Below are 17,594 nucleotides of genomic sequence, written 5' to 3' on the forward strand. Positions count from 1 at the left end.
CTCCCCGCGATGGACGCCCTGTCTTCATCTCAGGCTGTGGAGAACCGTTTGTCCACAGGCTGACCGCGACTGTAGCCAAAATGCATTGTCGACCGAACAATCGGTAGGGAAGGGCTTGCCGCGGCCCGGTCTTCTTCATCCTGCCCGCCCGTCGCCCGCCCCCACCCCATACGAGGCGCTCCGCGCCACCCCTTCCCTTCGAGGAGGTGCTCGTCATGACGGTCCTTGAGCAGCCCGGCAGCAGTGGGAACAAGGGCACGCTGCCCGGTCCGCCGCCCGCCTGGCGGCCGCACGTCGATCCGGCGCCTCTCCTGCCCGACGCGACGCCGTACCGCGTACTGGGGACGGACGCCGCGGCCCGGCTCGACCCCGGTCTGCTGACGAGTCTGTACGTCCATCTGGTGCGCGGCCGCCGGTTCAACGCCCAGGCCACCGCGCTCACCCGGCAGGGCCGGCTCGCGGTCTATCCGTCCTCCACCGGCCAGGAGGCATGCGAAGTCGCCGCCGCGCTGGCCCTCGAAGACCGGGACTGGCTCTTTCCCAGCTACCGCGACACCCTCGCCACCGTGGCCCGCGGCCTGGACCCCGTACAGGCGCTGACCCTCCTGCGGGGCGACTGGCACACCGGATACGACCCGCGCGAACACCGCATCGCCCCCCTGAGCACCCCGCTCGCCACCCAGCTCCCGCACGCGGTGGGCCTGGCGCACGCCGCCCGCCTCAAGGGCGACGACGTGGTGGCGCTCGCGATGGTCGGTGACGGCGGCACCAGCGAGGGCGACTTCCACGAGGCGCTGAACTTCGCGGCGGTCTGGCAGGCCCCGGTCGTCTTCCTCGTGCAGAACAACGGCTTCGCGATCTCCGTACCGCTCGCCAAGCAGACGGCCGCGCCGTCCCTGGCCCACAAGGCGGTCGGCTACGGCATGCCGGGCCGGCTGGTGGACGGCAATGACGCGCCCGCCATGCACGAGGTCCTCACCGAGGCCGTGCGGCGTGCCCGTGAGGGCGGCGGCCCCACCCTGGTCGAGGCCATCACCTACCGCCTCGAAGCGCACACCAACGCCGACGACGCCACCCGCTACCGCGCGGCCGACGAGGTCGAGACCTGGCGGGCGCACGACCCGATAGCCCTTCTGGAGCGGGAGTTGGACGCCCGCGGTCTGCTGCCCGGGGAATTCGTGACCGCCACCCGGGACGCCGCCGAGGAGATGGCCGCCAGCCTCCGGGACCGGATGAACGCGGACCCGGAGCTGGACCCGATGGACCTCTTCCGGCACGTCTACGCCGAGCAGACCAGCCAACTGGCCGAGCAGGCGGAGCAGTTGCGCGCCGAACTGGCCGCCGAGGCCGCCGATCAGTCCGTCCAGGAGGCCCGCCCATGACGACGACCACCGCTCCGACGACCGCGCGCAAGCCCGCCGCCATGGCGCAGGCGCTGAACCGGGCGCTGCGCGACGCCATGGCCGCGGACCCGTCCGTCCATGTCATGGGCGAGGACGTGGGCACCCTGGGCGGTGTCTTCCGCGTCACCGACGGGCTGGCCAAGGAGTTCGGTGACGACCGCTGCACCGACACCCCGCTCGCCGAGGCCGGCATCCTGGGCGCGGCCGTCGGTATGGCCATGTACGGACTGCGGCCCGTCGTCGAGATGCAGTTCGACGCGTTCGCCTACCCGGCGTTCGAGCAACTGGCCAGCCATGTCGCGAAGATGCGCAACCGCACCCGCGGCGCCCTGCCGATGCCGCTGACCATCCGGATCCCGTACGGCGGCGGAATCGGCGGGGTCGAGCACCACAGCGACTCCTCCGAGGCGTACTACCTCGCCACCCCCGGCCTCCAGGTCGTCACCCCGGCGACCGTCGGTGACGCCTACGGGCTGCTGCGCGCCGCCATCGCCTCCGACGACCCGGTCGTCTTCCTCGAACCGAAGCGGCTGTACTGGTCCAGGGCCGACTGGTCACCCGACGACCCCGAGCCGGTCGCCCCGATAGGCCGCGCCGCGATCCGGCGGCCCGGCACCGACGCGACGCTGATCACCTACGGCCCGTCGCTGCCGGTCTGCCTGGAGGCCGCCGAGGAGGCCCGAGCGGAGGGCTGGGATCTGGAGGTCATCGATCTGCGCTCGCTGACGCCGTTCGACGACGAGACCGTCACCGCGTCGGTACGGCGCACCGGACGGGCCGTCGTCGTCCACGAGTCCAACGGATTCGGCGGCCCCGGTGGCGAGATCGCCGCGCGCGTCACGGAGCGCTGCTTCCACCATCTGGAGGCTCCGGTGCTGCGTGTCGCCGGATTCGACATTCCGTACCCGCCGCCGATGCTGGAACGGCATCATCTGCCGGGGGTGGACCGGATTCTGGACACCGTCGCCCGGCTCCAGTGGGAGTCGGACCGCACCGAGGGACGTGGTGACTGATGGCCGTGGTCCGAGAATTCACCCTGCCCGACCTGGGGGAGGGCCTCACCGAGGCGACGATCGTGCACTGGCTGGTCGAGATCGGCGAGGTGGTGGCCGTCGACCAGCCGGTGGTCGAGGTCGAGACGGCCAAGGCGATGGTGGAGGTGCCGTGTCCCTACGGGGGCGTGGTGACCGCCCGGTTCGGCGCGGAGGGCACCGAGCTCCCGGTGGGCGCACCCCTGGTGACGGTCGCAGTCGGTGCGGCGCCGGGTGAACCGGCGACGGAAGGGGCGGCGCCGGCCGGCACGGCCGCGGGGGATGCGACGGGTGCTTCCGGTGTTTCGGCTGGTGCTGGTGCTGGTGCTGGTGCTGGTGCCGGGGCTGGTGCCGGGGCGGCGGCTGCGGACGTGGCGGACTCGGGGTCGGGGAATGTGCTCGTCGGGTACGGCACGAGTGCGTCGACGGGGCGGCGGCGCCGGGTACGGCCGGGGGGAGTGGCCGGGGCCGGTTCGGGAGCGGTGCGGGGGGCGGTGCGGCCGCCTGCGGCCGGTGGTGCGGCCGGGGCCGCGGCTGCGGATGTGCATCCGCGGGACGGCGGCGCGGGGCCCGCGTACGGGGCGGGGAAGGCGGCATCCGGTGGGCGCGCGGTGGCCGTCATCTCGCCGCTGGTGCGCCGGATGGCGCGCGAGAACGGCCTGGATCTGCGGGAGTTGACGGGTTCCGGGCGCGACGGGCTCATTCTCCGTTCGGACGTCGAGCGGGCGATCCGGATACGGGAGACGGTCGGTGTGCGGCCGGGGGCGACCGGGGTGGCCGGTGCCGGTGTGGCGGGCACGGTGGGGGCGGCGACGGCCGCCGGAGCCGGGTCCTCCGCCGTGCCGGCGACTGCCGCCGGGAGCCGTTCCGGGGCGCCCGCGGGTGCCGAGCGCATACCGCTCCGGGGTATGCGCGGGGCCGCCGCCGAGAAGTTCACCCGCAGCCGCCGGGAGATCCCGGACGCGACCTGCTGGGTGGACGCCGACGCCACCGAGCTGCTCGCCGCCCGTAAGGCGATGAATGTGCCGGGCGCCCCCAAGGTGTCGCTGCTCGCGCTGCTGGCCCGGGTCTGCACGGTCGCGCTCGCGCGGTTCCCCGAGCTGAACGCCACGGTCGACACCGCGACCCAGGAGATCGTCCGGCTGCCCGCCGTCCATCTGGGCTTCGCGGCGCAGACCGACCGCGGACTGGTGGTCCCGGTGGTGCGGGACGCGCAGGCCCGTACGGTCGAGGGCCTGTCCGCGGAGATCGCCCGGCTCACCGAGACCGCCCGCGCCGGCGGCCTGTCCCTCGCCGAACTGACACACGGCACCTTCACCCTCAACAACTACGGCGTCTTCGGGGTCGACGGCTCCACGCCGATCATCAACCACCCCGAGGCCGCGATGCTCGGCGTGGGCCGAATAGCGGCCAAACCCTGGGTGCACAACGGCGAGTTGGCCGTCCGGCAGGTCGTCCAGCTCTCGTTCACCTTTGACCACCGGGTGTGCGACGGCGGTACGGCGGGCGGCTTCCTGCGGTTCGTCGCCGACTGTGTGGAGCAGCCCGCGCTGTTGCTTCGCGCGCTGTGACACCGGCGTGATCGCCACGCCCCCGGCGATACTCAAGGGGTGAGCGACCACACCGACTACGACGCCATCGTGCTGGCCGGAGGCGCGGCCCGCCGACTCGGCGGGGCGGACAAACCCGCCCTGTCCGTCGGCGGCCGCCCCCTCCTGGACCGGGTGCTCGCGGCCTGCCCCGACGCGGCGACCACAGTCGTGGTCGGCCCCGGACGCCCGACCCGGCGCGCCGTCGTCCCGGCCCTCGAAGATCCGCCCGGTGGCGGTCCGCTCGCCGCACTGGACGCCGGCCTGCGGCACACCACCGCCCCGACCGTCCTGGTGCTCTCCGCCGATCTTCCCTTCCTGACCCGTGCGACGGTACGGGCCCTCTTGGGGGCGGCGACCGCTATTTCGGGGGCGACCGCCGCTCCGGTGGCGACGGAGGGTGCTGCGGCACGCGAAGAAGACGGGGCACCCCGGGAAGCCGGGATGGCGGGCCATGACGGTGAGGCGTCTTCCGGACCTGCTGCTCCTGTCCCTGCTGCTCCTGGCCCTGCTGTGTCCCCCGGCTCTGTCGTTCCTCCTGGTCCCGCCGCGTCCCCCGGCCCTGCCGCGTCCCGTAGCGGTGATGCGGCCCCGTCCCGTGCTGCCGCCGCGCCTCGTCACGGTGAGGTGCCCCCGCGCACCGCCCCGCCCTGCGAAGCTGCCGTGGCCCATGACGCCGCCCCGCCTCGTGATGCCGCCGTGCCCCGTGAGGGCGCGGTGCTGCGGGACGGGGAGGGGCGGGACCAGCCGCTGGTGGCCGTCTATCGGGTCGAGCCGCTCCGCCGTGAGCTGGCCCGGTTGCGCGCCGCACACGGCACGCTCGCCGGACTGCCGCTGCGCGCGCTGCTGGCTGGACTGGCGCTCGTACGGGTCGAGGACGCCACGGCCACGGCGTCCTTCGACTGCGACACCTGGGCAGACATTGGCGCGGCACGCGCCCGTATCAGGGAGCATGGAAACGTGTTGGACGAATGGATCACCGCAGTCAAGGCCGAGCTGGGCATCGAACTCGATGTCGACACGGCGGCACTCCTCGATCTCGCGCGCGACGCCGCGCACGGTGTGGCCCGCCCGGCCGCGCCACTGACGACGTTCCTGATCGGTTACGCGGCGGGCCGGCAGGGCGCCGATGTGGCGGAGCTTGCCCAGAAGGCCGCCGCGCTGGCCAACCGCTGGGCCGCCGAGGACGCGGACGGCGGGGACGGTGCGGGCGGCGCGAAGGCGGACGGTGCGGCCGGGGCCGGTGGCGGCACGGGTGCCGAAGCGAAGCCGACGGAATGACCGACGGGGCGTTCGAGGACGCGTTTGACGACGCGCTCGCGCTGTTCGACGACGCCGTGGCGGCACCGCGCCCCGACGCCCGAACCACCCCGGGCACGCGGGACGGCGGTGCGAGCGGCCGCGTGAAAGCGCCTGGGCAGGATGCGCGCATGCCTGATATGCACATGCCGGATTCGCGCATGCCGGAGTCGCCCATGCCTGATGTGCGTCTGGCGACTGCGAACATGCCGGAGACCCACCGGATGGATACGCGCCCTCTGGACGCGCGCACCTCGGGTACGTATGCGCCGGATGCGTACGGGCTGGATGCGTACGGGCCGGACGCCCACGGGCCGGATACGTACAGGTCGGACGTGTACGGACCGGACGCGTACGGGCCCGACGCAGGCGTACCGCATCCGGCCGCTGCGGACATCCCCGTGGGCTCGTCCCCCCTCTCGGCCCCGTCCTCGTTCTCGTCCCCGTCCCTGTCGGCGTCCGTGTCCCCGTCCCCGGAGCCGAGCCCCGGATCAGGGCCGTCCCCGGACGCCGGGCGCGGCCGCCCCGACGCCGCCGGCGGTCCGGCCGGCACCCCCGACCCCGCCCCGGACGGCACACCCGGCTCGAACCGCCCCGCCGGTCCCGACCGCCCTTCCGGCCACGGCTCCCCTTCCGGTCCCCACGGACCCGGCGCCCCCGATGGCTCTTCCGGTCCCCACGGACACGACGCCCCCGGTGGCCCCGATGGCCCTTCCGGCCCTGACCACCCCTCCCGCAGCACCGAACCCGGTCACCCCCCAGAGGCCCCCCGGACCCACCGGACCAGCCAGGCCGCTCAGACCCCTGGCACCTCCAGTCCCACATCCAGCAGTCCCGCATCCACGGCCACCCCCGGCCGTAGCCGTAAGCGGCACCCCGCGCCCTCCTCCTGGCAGGCGGCCCGTGGCGTGGCCGCGCGGGCGGTGCGCGGCCCCCGGGTGCCCGAGACATCCGCGCTCGATGACGCCCTGGGCCGTACCCTCGCCGCACCGCTCACCGCCCTCACCGATCTGCCGTCCTTCGACACGTCCGCGATGGACGGCTGGGCGGTCTCCGGCCCCGGCCCCTGGTACCTCGACCGTGCCACCCCGGCCGACCGGCGCCCGCGCCCCGAAACCTCCCAGCCCGAAACCTCCCAAACCACGCCCGCTCCCCCCGCGGCCCCCGACCCCGGCATCCTGGCCGGTCATGCCCCCACCCGGCCGCTCCCCGACGGGCACGCGGTCCGCATCGCCACCGGGGCGCGCGTCCCGGCCGGCGCCACCGCCGTGCTCCGCAGTGAGCACGGCGAGGTCCGGGATCTGGGCGACGGGCGGGCGCGGCTGCACGCGCCCGCGCCCGCGACGCTCGGCCAGGACATCCGCCCGCGTGGCCAGGAGTGCGGCCGTGGTGATCAACTGCTGCCCGCCGGCGCCCTGGTGACGCCCGCCGTCCTCGGCCTGGCCGCGGCGGCCGGCTACGACGAACTCGCCACGTACCCCCGGCCGCGGGTCGAAGTCCTCGTCCTGGGCGATGAGTTGCTGCGGCACGGGCTGCCGCAGGCGGGCCGGATCCGGGACGCGCTCGGCCCGATGCTCGCTCCCTGGCTGCGGGCGCTGGGCGCGGTGGCGCCCCCGCCGCACCATCTCGCCGACGACGCCGACGCGCTGTACGCCGCCATCGCGGGTTCTACCGCCGATGTGGTCATCACCACCGGCGGCACGGCGGCCGGGCCCGTCGACCATGTGCACCCCACCCTGCGCAGGCTGGGCGCCGAGATACTGGTGGACGGCGTCGCGGTACGCCCCGGACACCCCATGCTGCTCGCCCGCCTCACCCCGGAACGCCACCTCGTCGGCCTCCCGGGTAACCCCCTCGCCGCCGTCTCCGGTCTGCTCACCCTCGCCGAGCCACTGCTCCGTACGCTCGCCGCCCGCCCCACCGCCGCCCCGTACCGCGTACCGCTGGCCGCCGCGGTCCATGGCCATCCCCGTGACACCCGGCTCGTCCCGGTGGCCTACCGCGACGACGACCGGTACGGCCGGACGGTGGCGCCGCTGCACTTCACCGGCCCGGCCATGCTGCGCGGGATCGCCGTCGCCGACGCGCTGGCCGTCATCCCGCCCGGTGGCCAGGATCGCGGCGCCGCCGTCGAACTGCTGGAACTCCCGTGGTCGGCGGGCCGGCCGGCGGACAGCCCCGGCGCCGACGGTCCGTACGACCCCGGAGCGGACCCCGGCCCCGCCGGCCGCGCACATCCCGTGACCGCGCCCGTGACCGATCCCCACCGATCCCCACCCCCCGCACCGCCCGCCGGAGGCTCTGCGTGAAGCTCCCGTCCCACGACGCCGCGGCGCGCGAGATCCCCGAGGACCACTCCCGCCGGGTGGTGCTGCCGCGCCGCACCCCCAAGGCGCCACTGCGGCAGGTCGCCCGCCGGCTGCTGATGGCGCTGCTCGTGCTCGTCGCGACGGTCTTCATCGTCTGGATAGACCGCGACCAGTACCACGACAACGCCGGTGGCACGGTCGATCTCCTCGACTGCGTCTACTACGCGACCGTCACGCTCTCCACCACGGGATACGGCGACATCGTCCCGTACGGGGCCACCGCGCGGCTGCTGAACATCCTGCTCATCACGCCGCTGCGGGTGCTGTTCCTGATCATCCTGGTCGGCACCACACTGGAGGTGCTGACCGAGCGCACCCGCGAGCAATGGCAATTGAAACGCTGGAGAAACGCTTTGCGCGATCACACCGTCATCGTCGGCTTCGGCACCAAGGGCCGTTCCGCCGTCCAGACCCTCTGTGCGACGGGCCTGACCCGCGACCGCATCGTCATCGTCGACCCGAGCCCGAAGGTCATCGAATCGGCCGTGGCCGAAGGGTTCGCCGGGGTGGTCGGTGACGCGACCCGCAGCGATGTGCTGCTGCGCGCCGAGATCCAGCGGGCCCGCCAGGTCGTCATCGCCACCCAGCGCGACGACACCGCCGTTCTGGTCTCGTTGACCGCCCGTCAGCTCAACAAGAAGGCCAACATCGTCGCGGCGGTTCGCGAGGAGGAGAACGCTCCGCTGCTGCGGCAGTCCGGTGCCGACGCCGTGATCACATCCGCCAGCGCGGCGGGCCGGCTGCTGGGGCTCTCCGTGCACAGTCCGAGCGCGGGCGCCGTCATGGAGGACCTCATCCAGCAGGGCAGCGGGCTCGACCTGGTCGAACGGCCGGTGGTGAAGGCCGAGGTCGGAAGGTCCGTCCGGGAGACCGACGACCTGATCGTCTCGGTCCTGCGTGGCCACCGTCTGATCGGCTACGACGATCCGGCGGCCAGCCCCCTGCAGTCCGCGGACCGGCTGATCACGATCGTCCGCGCGGCCATGCCGGAGGAGCCCGACGCCGCCGGCAAGTCCGGTGGCCGACCGGCCCGTCCGAAGTTTCCCGGCGGCGGGATCTCCCCGATGCGCCGGGTGGACGAGTAACCAGGCGGACGGATACGGATAACGCCTCCGGCACCGGGCGGACGGGAGCCGGACGGACGAGCATCCGGGCGGACGAGTAGCGGACGGGTATCCGGGTGGACGAGTATCCGGGTGCCCGGTAACGCCTCCGGCGCCGGGAGGACGAGCGACACCTCCGGTGCCAGACGTCCCGCGACACCGGCCCCGGAGACCGAGGTGGCGCACCGGCCCGGGAAACCGGCGTGGCGCACCGGCCGGGAAGCCGGTGGGCGGCCCCGCCCGGAAGACCGCCGGGGCGGTCCGTGATCCGCCACTTGGGTGCCGCCTCGGGCAGCGGCCCCGGGGCACCGGCCCCCGGTACGGTCCCGTGCTCGCACCGGCCGTTCCCGGCCCGGCCGTTGTCGCCCCCGACCGGCCTGTCGCCCCGTGCGGTATCGGCGAGTAGCCTCGCGCTCATGCGAGCGATCACTATCCCTGAGCCCGGTGGCCCCGAAGCCCTCGTCTGGGCGGACGTGCCGGACCCGCTGCCCGCCGAGGGCGAGGTCCTGATCGACGTCGTGGCGAGCGCCGTGAACCGCGCCGACCTGTTGCAGCGTCAGGGCTTCTACGACCCGCCGCCCGGCTCCTCCCCGTACCCGGGTCTGGAGTGCGCCGGCCGGATCGCCGCGCTCGGTCCCGGCGTGCACGGCTGGGCCGTTGGCGACGAGGTGTGCGCACTGCTGGCGGGCGGCGGTTACGCCGAGAAGGTCGCCGTCCCGGCCGGGCAGGTACTGCCGCTGCCGGCGGGCCTGGACCTCGTGTCGGCCGCGGCGCTCCCCGAAGTGGCCTGCACGGTCTGGTCGAACGTCTTCATGATCGCGCACCTGCGGCCCGGCGAGACGCTGCTGGTGCACGGCGGTGCCAGCGGCATCGGCACGATGGCGATCCAGCTCGCCAAGGCGGTCGGCGCCCGGGTCGCGGTCACCGCGGGCGGCCCCGAGAAGCTGGCCCGTTGCGCCGAACTCGGCGCGGACATCCTCATCGACTACCGCGAGCAGGACTTCGTCCAGGAGATCCGCAAGGCCACCGACGGCAAGGGCGCGGACGTCATCCTCGACATCATTGGCGCGAAGTACCTGCAACGGAACGTCAAGACGCTGGCGGTCAACGGACGGCTCGCGATCATCGGGATGCAGGGCGGGGTGAAGGCCGAGCTGAACCTCGCCGCACTGCTCTCCAAGCGTGCCGCGATCACCGGGACCGGACTGCGCGCCCGCCCGCTCAGCGAGAAGGCGGCCATCGTCGCGGCCGTGCGGGAACACGTCTGGCCGCTGATCGGCAACGGCCGGGTCCGGCCGATCGTGGACCGTACGATCCCGATGGCGGACGCCGCCGAGGCGCACCGCGTCGTCGACGCGAGCACCCATGTCGGCAAGGTCGTGCTGACCGTCTGAGCGGTCCCGCCCGCCCGGCGATCCGGGCCTCTGCCGTCCGTTCCCGCCCCTCCCGCCCCGTAACCCGGCCGACCTGTCCGAGATGCCGGGGTTACGGCCCCGTGTGACGCTGAACTCGTCACTCGACGGCTCGGCACGGGAGGGGCACGGTTGTGGCTCCAGGATTCCGTTCGCGCATCGCCACCGGCCTGTTGCTGGCCACCGTCGTCCTGCCGGTCCCCGTGGTGGCCACCACCGCGGCGGCTCCCTCTCCCGAACGGACCACCCCGGCCGATCGTCCGCCGGGCCTCGCGCACGCCGACGGGCCGCCCGGCGGCGGCATGGTCGCGCCCCCGCCCGTGGGCGGGAACGCGCGGGTCAGCTGGGGGCAGCACGGCCGCCCGGACTGGCTGCCGCGGTTCCCCGAGATGGCCGCCGTCCCCGAGCTGCCGGACTACCTCCCCGGTCTGCCCGACGTCGTCGCGGACCTGCCGGACAGCATTCCGGGGTTCCCGGACCGCCCGCCGTACTTTCCCGGCGCGCCGCCCGTGGACCGCCCGGAGGGCCTGCGTCCGAAGGCCCCGGACCGGCCAGTCCCGGACTCCGTCGCGCCGTCCGCACCCGCCCCGGCTCCCGCTGCCCGCTCCTCGGACGCCCCGGACCCGGTGCGTGCCCGGCCCTCCGCCCCGGCGAGTCCGGCGGCCGGCGGTGGTACGAAGGCCGGGCCGCCCCCCGCCGCCCCGCCGCATCGAACGGACCACGCCCCCGCGCCGGCGCTCTCCCCGCCCGGTGCGGCCCCTCCATGGCGGTCCCCCGCGCACCGCCCAGGTGCCGCCGGACAGCTCGCCCAGCGCCCGTACCAGTCGCTGCGGCCCACGCCCACCGCGCCTGCGGGGCCGCCCAGTGCCACACCGGAGACCACGGACGGCGAACAGCCCGCCACGACCGGTCCCTCCGCCCTCGAAAATCCGGCGGCCCGCGTCGAACGCGTCCTCCCGATGGGCGCCGGTCTCGCCCTCACCGGCCTTGGCCTCGCCTTTTTCGGTCTGCGCCTCCGCCGCCGATGATCTTTTCCGGACGGATCACGTTCTCTTCCGGACAGCCGCCAAGGCCCGTCTCCGCGCCGTTTCACGTGAAACAGCACACAGAGCGGAGCCGAGCGGAGGCGGAAAAAGGGAAGGGACGCGACGAGGCGACGGGGAGTCGCGCAGCCTGCGGGGAGCGGGCGGCCGCCCGGCCCGGAAGGTCCCCGGGCTCTTCCCAGGTCGTAGATCCCCGGACTTCCGGGGCTACCACAGTGTGGATGCGTCGGTACGAGAGAATGGCGGCATGGAGATGCCGATGAACGAACGGTCGCAGGAGAGTCCGCACGTCCTGGTTGTCGGTCCGGATGGCATGTCGCTCGGGACCGGTGGCGGGGACGGCGGCGACGAGTCCCGCGAGATTCCGGTGACGGACATGGTCGAGCAGCCTGCGAAGGTCATGCGCATCGGCAGCATGATCAAGCAGCTGCTGGAGGAGGTGAAGGCCGCTCCGCTGGACGAGGCGAGCCGGGTCCGGCTCAAGGAGATCCACTCCAGCTCGGTCAAGGAGCTGGAGGACGGGCTGGCGCCCGAGCTGGTGGAGGAGCTGGAGCGGCTCTCGCTGCCGTTCACCGAGGAATCGGTGCCGACGGAGGCGGAGCTGCGTATCGCCCAGGCGCAGCTGGTGGGCTGGCTGGAGGGCCTCTTCCACGGCATCCAGACCGCGCTGTTCGCCCAGCAGATGGCGGCCCGTGCGCAGCTGGAGTCGATGCGCCGTGCCCTGCCGCCCGGTGCGGTCTCGCCGGAGGGCGACGAGGAACACCCCGGTCACGGCGGCGCCCGCTCGGGCCCGTACCTCTAGGCGCGCCCGGCGGTAAGGCAGCGGGGCCGGCACACGACGCGTGTGCCGGCCCCGCCTTATGTCCTCGCGGATACCCGGTGCCCGGTGCCTGTGCCCGTCGGCACCGCTCCGGCCGGCAGTCGGTGGCCGGCAGCCGGTGGCCGGTCAGCCGCTGCGGCCGGTCGAGACGGTCAGCTGGATCGTCTCGGTGTTGCTCGGGGCCCACCAGCTGATGGCCGCCGGAGTCTGTTCCGTGACCGTGTTCTTGCCCCAGATCGCGCTGTCCTGCTCGGTGACCTTGTACTTCCAGCCCGCCGCGTCCAGGCACGCCTTCACCGAGTCCAGGTTCTTGAACCGGAACGACGGGAAAAGGATCTTGTTCTTGTCGCTGTAGCTCTTGGCCGGGCTGGTGCACTCGGTCGACAGGATCGTCGCCGTCTTGTCCTCGGGCCGGACGCTGGCGGTGGGCGCCGGCGAGTAGGTGTACGGCGTGTACGTGGACGTCGGCTTGTCGCCGGCCTTGTTGTTGTTGTCGGAGCCGCCGCTCAGCCCGATGCCGATCGCGATGGCGGTGACCACGACCACGCCGACCACCGCCGAGACGACGATGACGGGGGTGTTGTTCTTCCGGGCCGGGGGGACCGGAGCCATCGGCATCGAGGCCGTCGCGGGCTGCGGGGCGTACGGGGGCGGGGCCTGGAAGCCGCCTCCGTGGAACGGGGTGGGCGTCGGGGCCGGTGCCGGTGGCGGGTAGGCGTTGTTCGGCGGCGGGGGCGTCGAGGGCCCGAAGGCGGCCTGCGTCGGCTGGTACGGCTGCTGCACGTTCGGCGGCACGGGGGTGTGCGGGGTGCCGGTGGCGGCGGGGAACACCGTGGAGGAGACCGACGAGCCGCTGGTGCGCGCCCGCGGGCCCTCGCTGATGATCAGCGGCGTCGCCCCGGACTGCGCGGACCCCGCGATGCGCAGGCATTCCCCCCGCATCGCCTCGGCGGTCGGGAACCGTTCATTGGGGTTCTTCTTCAGCGCGCGGGCCACCAGCGCGTCCACGGCGGGCGGCACCGAGCGGTTGATGCCGGAGGGGACCGGCGGTTCTTCCTGGACGTGGGCGTACGCGATGGCGAGCGGGGAGTCCGCGTCGAACGGCAGCTGTCCGGTCAGCAGCTCGAAGAGCATGATGCCGACGGAGTAGAGGTCGGAGCGGGCGTCCACGCCGCGGCCCAGCGCCTGCTCGGGCGAGAGGTACTGCGGGGTGCCGACGACCATGCCGGTCTGCGTCATGGACGTCACGCCGGACTGCATGGCGCGGGCGATACCGAAGTCCATGACCTTGACGACATTGCGCTTGGTCATCATGACGTTGCCCGGCTTGATGTCCCGGTGGACCAGGCCCATCTCATGGCTCGCCTCCAGGGCGGCGAGCACATCCGCGGTGATCTTCAGCGCCTTCTCGGTCGGCATCGCGCCGTGCCGGGCGATATCGCTGTCGAGCTCCGAGCGCAGCGGCTGCCCGGCGACGTACTCCATGATGATGTACGGCACCATGCCGCCGTCGCCCGCGCCGGGGGCGCTGTCGGACAGCGTGTCCTCGCCGGAGTCGAAGACCGAGACGATGTTGGGGTGCGTGAGTTTCGCCACGGACTGCGCTTCGCGGCGGAAGCGTTCGCGGAATGCCGGTTCGCGGCCGAGCTCGGTGTGGAGCGTCTTGATCGCGACCTCGCGGTCCAGCACGCTGTCGTACGCGAGGTGCACGGATGCCATTCCGCCGGCCCCGAGAAGATCACGGAGCTGGTAACGTCCGCCGCCGACCGAACGGCCCTCGAAGTGTTCCTGAGCGCCGTCCTGGCTCATGATTCAGCGTCCCCCTAGGCGCACTGCCTGTACGCATGGAGATACGTACGGCGATCAACTACCGGAATTCCGCTGCCAAGTCTGCCCCAGGCCCCCGACACGTCAAGCTGTGTGCCCGTTCCGTGACCAGATGTGCAAGATCCCATCACGACGGTGAGTTCTCTCCGGGCTCCGCTCACCCCTGGTGAACTTGCGACACTCGGAGTCAGGGAGGTTTGATGGCCGGTCAACGACGGACCGGAGGGTGCCGCGGAGCCTGTAGCGTGCTCTAGCGAAGACCGAGACCTTACCGCTGTAACGCGGATCGATTCGACGGCGAGGACCGATGGCACCGACGCAGAGCCCGCAGGGCCCGTCCGATCCTGACGCCACCGGCTCCAATATCCCCGATGGACCGGAGATGTGGGGCAATGGAGGGCTGGTCGGCGATGGCCGCTACCGGCTCACGCACCGGCTCGGCCGGGGCGGTATGGCGGAGGTGTTCGCGGCCGAGGACGTACGTCTGGGCCGGACAGTGGCAGTGAAGCTGCTCCGCGCCGACCTCGCAGAGGACCCGGTGTCCAAGGCCCGCTTCACCCGCGAGGCACAGTCCGTGGCCGGGCTGAACCACCACGCGGTCGTCGCGGTCTACGACTCCGGCGAGGACTACGTCGGCGGCAACACCGTGCCGTACATCGTGATGGAGCTGGTCGAGGGCCACACCATCCGCGATCTGCTGCTGAACGCCGACGCCCCGCCGCCGGACCAGGCGCTGATCATCGTCTCCGGTGTCCTGGAGGCGCTGGCCTACAGCCACCAGCACGGCATCGTGCACCGTGACATCAAGCCCGCGAACGTGATCATCACGCACAGCGGCGCCGTGAAGGTCATGGACTTCGGTATCGCCCGTGCCCTGCACGGCGCGGCGTCCACCATGACCCAGACCGGCATGGTCATGGGCACCCCGCAGTACCTCTCCCCGGAGCAGGCGCTCGGCAAGACCGTCGACACCCGCTCCGACCTGTACGCCACCGGCTGCCTGCTGTACGAACTGCTCGCACTGCGGCCGCCGTTCACCGGTGAGACCCCGCTGTCGGTCGTCTACCAGCACGTCCAGGACATGCCGGTGCCGCCCTCCCAGGTCGCCGACGCGGTGCCGCCGGAGCTGGACGGCCTGGTCATGCGGTCGCTCGCCAAGGACCCCGACGACCGTTTCCAGACCGCGGAGGAGATGCGCGGCCTGATCCAGTACTCGTTGCAGATGCTGCACGAGCAGGGCGGGCACACCGGCACCTGGAACACCGGCCAGGTCGCCATGCACGAGGGCGGCCACACCCCGGCCATGGGCGTCGCCGCCACGACGGCGATGCCGCACCCCGACGCGGGGCAGACCGCGGTGAACCCGATACTGCCGCCCGGTATGCGGGCGGACGACGGCGGTTTCGAGGGCGGGCAGCGGCCGGCCCGCAGCGGCCGCGGCAAGATCTTGCTGATCGCGGTGCTCGCGCTGATCGCCATCGCGGCGGGCGTGGCCTTCGCACTCCAAAACGGCGGCGACAAGCCTCCGGCCGTGCCGGACACCTCCAAGTCCCCTTCGCCATCGGCCTCGGTGGACGACGAGACCAGCGAGCCGCCGTCGGACGAGCCGACCACACCGGAGACCCAGAAGGGCACTACGGGCAGCGACTCGGGCGGCTACACCCGTAGCCCGAACAAGCACACCCCCAAGCCGCCACCGTCCTCGCCGCCCCCCTCGGAGCCGCCGCCGTCCCTGCCGCCCACCCACGGCAACAACGGCGGGACCTCCAACGGTGGCAACACCAACGGCGGTAACGGCACCGGCGGCAATGGTTCCCCGACCAACGGCGGCACCGAGAACGGCGGTACGGGCAGCGGCGGGACCGGCAGCGGCGGGACGGGCACCGGTGGGACCGGAACCGGTGGGACCGGCACCGGCGGAACCGGCTCCACGACCAACGGCACCGCGGACGGCGGCACGCAGAACGGCGCGACCGGCTGAGACCGGCCGACGGACCGACCGATACGGCGGGCCGGGCACCAGGAACCCCTGGCGCCCGGCCCGCCGTCTCCGTTCCGCCTCCGCACCTGCCGGTCCAGCCGCTCCACAGGGGCGGCAAGCCCCACAGAAACGGCAAGTCGGCCCCCCCGTACCGCCCGCTTCAGCCGGTGAACGCGTCCCGGACCGCGGCGTATTCGCGGGTCCACCAGACCGCCAGCGCGGCCGCCGCCGGGAACTGCGGGTCGGTGCGCAGATCGCCCAGGCGGTAGCGCCAGGTGAGCATCCAGAAGTCGTTGAGCCGCTCCCACCACACCCGGTGCACCGCCGCCGCCAGCTCACCGGCCCCCGCGCCGCTGGCGCCGCGGTAGGCGTCCGCGTACGCCGCCACCTTCGCCAGGTCCAGCGTGCCGCAGGGGCGGACGAAGAAGATCGCGGCGGCGCGGACCGCCTCCTCGGCGCGTGGTTTGACGGCCAGCCGGTCCCAGTCGACGATCGCGGCCGGTTCGGTGCCGCGGTAGAGCACGTTCAGCGGGTGGAAGTCGCCGTGCACCCAGCCCGCGGCGGGTTCGGCCCCCGGGGCCGGGCGCCGGTGGGCCTGCCGCGCCAGCAGGGCCCGGCGCTCCAGCAGCCGGTGCTCGGCCAGTTCGTCGAAGCTGGTGCGCGGGCGGGCACCGCGGGCCAGCACCAGCAGCTCGTCGATCAGCTCGAAGGTGCGCGCCGGGTCCGCGCCGAGGTCCGCGTACGGCGGCGGGTGCGGGTGCGGTTCGGCCGTCATGACCTGCGCGAGGCCGGTGTGCACCAGTCCGAGCAGGGCGCCGAGCCGGCGGGACTGGCCGCGGGAGAGGGCGGCGCCGCCCAGGTGCCGGCCCTCGACCCAGGGGTGCAGGGCGTAGCAGCGGCCGTCCAGGACGGTGACCGTACGGCCGGCCGTGTCGGCGACCGGCGGGGCGACCGGCAGCCCGAGCGCGCCGAGCCGGCGGGTGGCGCGGTGCTGGTGGGCGATGGCGGTCCGGTCGCCGTCGAGGTGGTGCTTGAGGAAGTAGCGGCCGCGGGTGGTGGCGAGGAAGTAGCCGTGGTTGAGCAGGCCCTCGGCCACCGGTTCGCACGACAGCGGCTCCCCGGCGCCGTCGTAGCGGCGCAGCAGGGAGCCGAGGGTGTGCCGGTCGGGCGTCGCCGCCGTCCGGCCTACAGATGAGCGCAGCACGCGCCAGATGTTAGATCAACTGTGTCATGCCTGGTGGGCATACCGGAGGACCGGCACATCCGAGAGGCGGTGCAGTGTCACGAATTCCGGCTCGATGCACAGGAAGACCGGCTCGAAGGGCTCTCCGTCGGCCAGCCGCGGGGTGCGGCCGAAGAGGGCGCGTTCGGCGGGGGTGGGCTCGATGATCTTCGCGGTGCCGGTGAACTGGACGGACCAGGTGTCGCGCTCGTCGCTGTTGACGTTGTCGGCCTCGTACGCGACGACGCTGCCGTCCAGGGCGTGGTGGTAGTTGTACCCGCGGTGCAGCCGCAGGACCAGCCGGCCGTCGATGACGAGATGCCGGGTGACGGTGGTGAAGGGCAGTGCGCGCATGCTGGCCGACACCCGCCCGTAGGGGGTGCGGCTCAGCAGCTCGATGGCGCGCGAGTCATCGGTGGGCATGTACTCCACAATGCCCTCGGGACGGCTTCGGAGGTAGAGGCAACAGCCCCGAGATGGGGGGACATTGGTCCC

General features: G+C 73.3%; 11 protein-coding genes and 3 pseudogenes. 11 read left to right on the top strand and 3 right to left on the bottom strand.

Annotation, left to right across the window (positions count from 1 at the left end):
* Window positions 1-215 precede the first annotated feature (215 nt).
* From pdhA to IH09_RS18195, 10 genes and pseudogenes are all read left to right on the top strand, one after another.
* Window positions 216-1,382, top strand: a complete 1,167-nt coding sequence (pdhA, locus tag IH09_RS18155) for a pyruvate dehydrogenase (acetyl-transferring) E1 component subunit alpha (RefSeq protein ID WP_052857336.1) — start codon at window positions 216-218, stop codon at window positions 1,380-1,382.
* Window positions 1,379-2,416: an alpha-ketoacid dehydrogenase subunit beta gene (locus IH09_RS18160; protein WP_052857337.1), complete on the top strand. Its 1,038-nt coding sequence runs from the start codon at window positions 1,379-1,381 to the stop codon at window positions 2,414-2,416. The genes pdhA and IH09_RS18160 overlap by 4 nt, the downstream gene beginning before the upstream one ends.
* A complete protein-coding gene (locus IH09_RS18165; protein WP_052857338.1) occupies window positions 2,416-4,005 on the top strand; it encodes a dihydrolipoamide acetyltransferase family protein in 1,590 nt (529 codons plus the stop codon). The genes IH09_RS18160 and IH09_RS18165 overlap by 1 nt, the downstream gene beginning before the upstream one ends.
* Window positions 4,006-4,044: 39 nt before the next feature.
* Window positions 4,045-4,449 (top strand): annotated as a pseudogene (mobA, locus tag IH09_RS40840) (molybdenum cofactor guanylyltransferase); the annotation flags it as partial.
* Window positions 4,450-4,728: 279 nt separating this feature from the next.
* Window positions 4,729-5,304: pseudogene (locus IH09_RS40845) on the top strand (DUF6457 domain-containing protein); the annotation flags it as partial.
* Between the two features lie 479 nt (window positions 5,305-5,783).
* Window positions 5,784-7,484, top strand: a pseudogene (locus IH09_RS18175) (molybdopterin-binding protein); the annotation flags it as partial.
* Between the two features lie 143 nt (window positions 7,485-7,627).
* The gene (locus IH09_RS18180; protein WP_052857339.1) at window positions 7,628-8,776 is read left to right on the top strand and encodes a potassium channel family protein; all 1,149 of its coding nucleotides are present in this window, start codon (window positions 7,628-7,630) and stop codon (window positions 8,774-8,776) included.
* A gap of 434 nt (window positions 8,777-9,210) precedes the next feature.
* Window positions 9,211-10,188, top strand: a complete 978-nt coding sequence (locus tag IH09_RS18185) for an NAD(P)H-quinone oxidoreductase (protein WP_052857340.1) — start codon at window positions 9,211-9,213, stop codon at window positions 10,186-10,188.
* Window positions 10,189-10,340: 152 nt separating this feature from the next.
* Entirely contained in the window at window positions 10,341-11,234 is an 894-nt protein-coding gene (locus tag IH09_RS18190; RefSeq protein WP_190233330.1) for a hypothetical protein, read from the top strand.
* A gap of 262 nt (window positions 11,235-11,496) precedes the next feature.
* On the top strand, window positions 11,497-12,051 hold the full coding sequence (locus IH09_RS18195) for a bacterial proteasome activator family protein (RefSeq protein ID WP_172450963.1): 555 nt from the start codon (window positions 11,497-11,499) through the stop codon (window positions 12,049-12,051).
* 144 nt (window positions 12,052-12,195) lie between these two features.
* Here the strand turns inward: IH09_RS18195 and IH09_RS18200 are convergent, their stop codons facing one another.
* Window positions 12,196-13,878, bottom strand: a complete 1,683-nt coding sequence (locus tag IH09_RS18200) for a protein kinase domain-containing protein (RefSeq protein WP_052857343.1) — start codon at window positions 13,876-13,878, stop codon at window positions 12,196-12,198.
* Between the two features lie 325 nt (window positions 13,879-14,203).
* Here IH09_RS18200 and IH09_RS18205 point away from each other — a divergent pair, with 325 nt between their 5' ends.
* The gene (locus tag IH09_RS18205; protein ID WP_110952397.1) at window positions 14,204-15,877 is read left to right on the top strand and encodes a protein kinase domain-containing protein; all 1,674 of its coding nucleotides are present in this window, start codon (window positions 14,204-14,206) and stop codon (window positions 15,875-15,877) included.
* Between the two features lie 160 nt (window positions 15,878-16,037).
* On the opposite strand, the gene IH09_RS18210 is transcribed toward IH09_RS18205, so the two are convergent.
* Together IH09_RS18210 and IH09_RS18215 are read right to left on the bottom strand one after the other, a co-directional pair.
* A complete protein-coding gene (locus tag IH09_RS18210; protein ID WP_052857345.1) occupies window positions 16,038-17,081 on the bottom strand; it encodes a phosphotransferase in 1,044 nt (347 codons plus the stop codon).
* A gap of 24 nt (window positions 17,082-17,105) precedes the next feature.
* Window positions 17,106-17,522 (bottom strand): pyridoxamine 5'-phosphate oxidase family protein, encoded by a 417-nt coding sequence (locus IH09_RS18215; RefSeq protein ID WP_052857346.1) that lies wholly within the window; start codon window positions 17,520-17,522, stop codon window positions 17,106-17,108.
* Window positions 17,523-17,594 lie beyond the last annotated feature (72 nt).

It is taken from the genome of Streptomyces celluloflavus (genome assembly GCA_000720995.1).
Taxonomy (GTDB): Bacteria; Actinomycetota; Actinomycetes; order Streptomycetales; family Streptomycetaceae; genus Streptomyces; species Streptomyces celluloflavus.

What these genes read in the sequence shown, in the direction of transcription:
- pdhA (WP_052857336.1), top strand. Translation starts at nt 216, where the DNA reads ATGACGGTCCTTGAGCAGCCCGGCAGCAGTGGGAACAAGGGCACGCTG.
- IH09_RS18160 (WP_052857337.1), top strand. Translation starts at nt 1,379, where the DNA reads ATGACGACGACCACCGCTCCGACGACCGCGCGCAAGCCCGCCGCCATG.
- IH09_RS18165 (WP_052857338.1), top strand. Translation starts at nt 2,416, where the DNA reads ATGGCCGTGGTCCGAGAATTCACCCTGCCCGACCTGGGGGAGGGCCTC.
- IH09_RS18185 (WP_052857340.1), top strand. Translation starts at nt 9,211, where the DNA reads ATGCGAGCGATCACTATCCCTGAGCCCGGTGGCCCCGAAGCCCTCGTC.
- IH09_RS18195 (WP_172450963.1), top strand. Translation starts at nt 11,497, where the DNA reads ATGGAGATGCCGATGAACGAACGGTCGCAGGAGAGTCCGCACGTCCTG.
- IH09_RS18200 (WP_052857343.1), bottom strand. Translation starts at nt 13,878, where the DNA reads ATGAGCCAGGACGGCGCTCAGGAACACTTCGAGGGCCGTTCGGTCGGC.
- IH09_RS18205 (WP_110952397.1), top strand. Translation starts at nt 14,204, where the DNA reads ATGGCACCGACGCAGAGCCCGCAGGGCCCGTCCGATCCTGACGCCACC.
- IH09_RS18215 (WP_052857346.1), bottom strand. Translation starts at nt 17,522, where the DNA reads ATGCCCACCGATGACTCGCGCGCCATCGAGCTGCTGAGCCGCACCCCC.